The organism is Actinophytocola sp. (assembly GCF_045807065.1).
Classification (GTDB): domain Bacteria; phylum Actinomycetota; class Actinomycetes; order Mycobacteriales; family Pseudonocardiaceae; genus Actinophytocola.
Genome location: NZ_JBJMIE010000046.1, coordinates 1 through 2,382, shown reverse-complemented (window position 1 = coordinate 2,382; position 2,382 = coordinate 1). Strand labels below are relative to the sequence as shown.

At 71.2% G+C, this 2,382-nt stretch carries 3 protein-coding genes; all 3 read left to right on the top strand.

The window, feature by feature from the left end; translation table 11 throughout:
* Positions 1–120: 120 nt before the first annotated feature.
* Positions 121–876 carry a MerR family transcriptional regulator gene (locus ACJ73U_RS02730; protein WP_407775891.1) on the top strand — a complete coding sequence of 252 codons (756 nt, stop codon included), beginning with the start codon at positions 121–123 and terminating at the stop codon, positions 874–876.
* A 136-nt stretch (positions 877–1,012) separates the two neighbouring features.
* A complete protein-coding gene (locus tag ACJ73U_RS02725) occupies positions 1,013–1,744 on the top strand; it encodes a maleylpyruvate isomerase N-terminal domain-containing protein (RefSeq protein ID WP_407775890.1) in 732 nt (243 codons plus the stop codon).
* On the top strand, positions 1,741–2,382 hold a 642-nt coding region (locus ACJ73U_RS02720; protein WP_407775889.1), incomplete at its 3' end, for a formyltetrahydrofolate deformylase. The genes ACJ73U_RS02725 and ACJ73U_RS02720, both read left to right, overlap by 4 nt.

The following is a 2,382-nucleotide window of genomic DNA, read 5'->3' as shown; positions in this document are numbered from 1 at the left end:
GGCGGAACACCCGCTCGCCGTACGCGTCGCCGACCGCCGTACCCACGAGACTCGCCCATGATCGTTCGCGCATGGGTTCGAGTTTGACATTCACGTTGCGTCAACTTCTACCGTGGTCACATGGCCTGGTCGATCGCGCAGGTGGCACGGATGTCGAAGGTGACGTCCCGCACGCTGCGGCACTACGACGAGATCGGGTTGCTGCCGCCGGCGCGGGTCGGCGCCAACGGCTACCGCTACTACGAGCAGGAGCAGCTGCTGAAACTGCAGCAGATCCTGGTCATGCGGGAGCTGGGGCTCGGGCTGGACGCGATCAGGCAGATCGTCAGCCAGGGCCGCGACCAGGTCGAGGTGCTGAGGTTGCACCGCGGGTGGCTGCTGGCCGAGCGGGACCGCTTCGCGCGGCTCGCGCGGACGGTCACCCGGACCATCGAGGAGCTGGAAGGAGGTGAGAACGTGACATCGATGGATCACTGGTTCGAGGGGTTCGACCCCGCGAAGCAGGAGAAGCTGCGGGAGGAGGCCCGGCAGCGCTGGGGTGCCGAACAGGTCGACGCCGCCGACGCGCACGTCAGGGACAAGCCCAAGGAGTGGTGGCAGTCGCAGCTCCGCCAGGAGTGGACGACGCGGCTCGAGGCGCTCGTCGCCCTGATCGACGCCGGCCACCAGCCGGGCGACACCGAGGTGCTGGACGTGCTCGACGGCCACTACCGGTGGATCTCCGGGTTCTGGACGCCCAGCCGCGAGTCCTACACCGGCCTCGGCGACACCTACGCCGACGACCCGAGGTTCCGCGCGAACTTCGACCGGACGGACCCGCGGCTGGCGGAGTTCCTGCGCGCGGCGATGGCCGCCTACGCGCAGACCCGCCTCTGACCGTTCTGGGGGGAGCTGCAGATCCCCCCAGCGGTCCGGCGCGGCGGTGTGGCCGTCGGTGGTCGACGCGACGCAGTGGACGAGCTTGCGCATGATGATCGGCCAACCCACCTGCTCAGCACTAGGGTCATGACCCGTGGAGTTCGACGTTTACCTCGATCAGATCAGGGAGCAGGCCGCCGCGTTGCGTGCCGCCGCCGTGAGGGCCGGGCAGGACGCGGAGGTGCCGACCGCCCCGGGGTGGACCGTGCTGCGTCTCGTGCGGCACATCGGGCGGGTGCACAACTGGGTCGTGCTGTCCCTCGACGCCGGCCCGGACGGGGAGGACCCCGTGGCCGCGCGTCCACCCGAGCGCTGGGACGACGCGCTCGCGTTCTGGGACGACCAGGTCGACGCCATGCTCGCCGGGTTGCGGGAGCGTGGACCCGACGCCCCGGCCCGGACGTTCCGCGCCGTCGGCACCACCGGGTGGTGGGCGCGACGGCAGGCGCACGAGAGCGCCATCCACCGGCTCGACGCCGAGCACGCCGCGCACGGGGACGCCGTCGACCACCTCGTGTTCGACCCCGCGTTCGCCGCGGACGGGATCGACGAGGCGCTCACGTTCATGATCGGTCGGCGCCCGGCCACGGCCGACGGCACCGTGCTCTACCACGCGGCCGACGCCGGACGTGCGTGGCTCGTCACGGCGACGGCCGACGCGCCGCCGCGGGGCACCGAACTGGACGGCGGGGCGGAGAGCGGACTGGACGTCGACGCCTCGGTCGTCGGCACCGCGGACGCCGTGTACCGGGCGGTGTGGAAGCGGCCGAGCCACGCGGTCATCGGCGGGAACCGCACGCTCGTCGACGGAATCCAGACGCCATGACGCGCCGCTACGTGATCACCTTCGGCTGCCCGGACCGGATCGGCATCGTGGCGACCATCGCGACGTTCCTCGCCGACCTCGGCGGCACGATCGTCGAGGCCGCCTACCACACCGACCAGGACACCGGCTGGTTCTTCACGCGCCAGGAGGTGGCCGCGGACTCGCTGCCGATCGGGCCGGACGAGCTGCGTTCGCGGTTCGCGGCGACCGTGTCCGCGCTGGGTGGCAGTTGGCGGATCCAGGACACGGACGAGCGGCGGCGCGTGGTCATCCTGGTGTCGAAGGAAGGGCACTGCCTGTACGACATCCTGGGGCGCGTGGCGTCCGGGGAGCTGGACGTGGACGTGCCGGCGGTCATCGGCAACCACCCGGACCTGGCGACGATCACCGAGGCGCACGGCATCCCGTTCCACCACGTGCCGTTCCCGCGCGACGACAAGGCCGCCGCGTTCGCCGAGGTGTCGAAGGTGGTCGACGAGGCGGACCCGCACGCGATCGTGCTGGCGCGGTTCATGCAGATCCTGCCCGCGCAGCTGTGTGCGGACTGGACCGGGCGGGCGATCAACATCCACCACAGCTTCCTGCCGTCTTTCGTTGGTGCGAAGCCATATCACCAGGCGCACCGGCGTGGCGTGAAG

What these genes read in the sequence shown, in the direction of transcription:
- ACJ73U_RS02730 (WP_407775891.1), top strand. Translation starts at nt 121, where the DNA reads ATGGCCTGGTCGATCGCGCAGGTGGCACGGATGTCGAAGGTGACGTCC.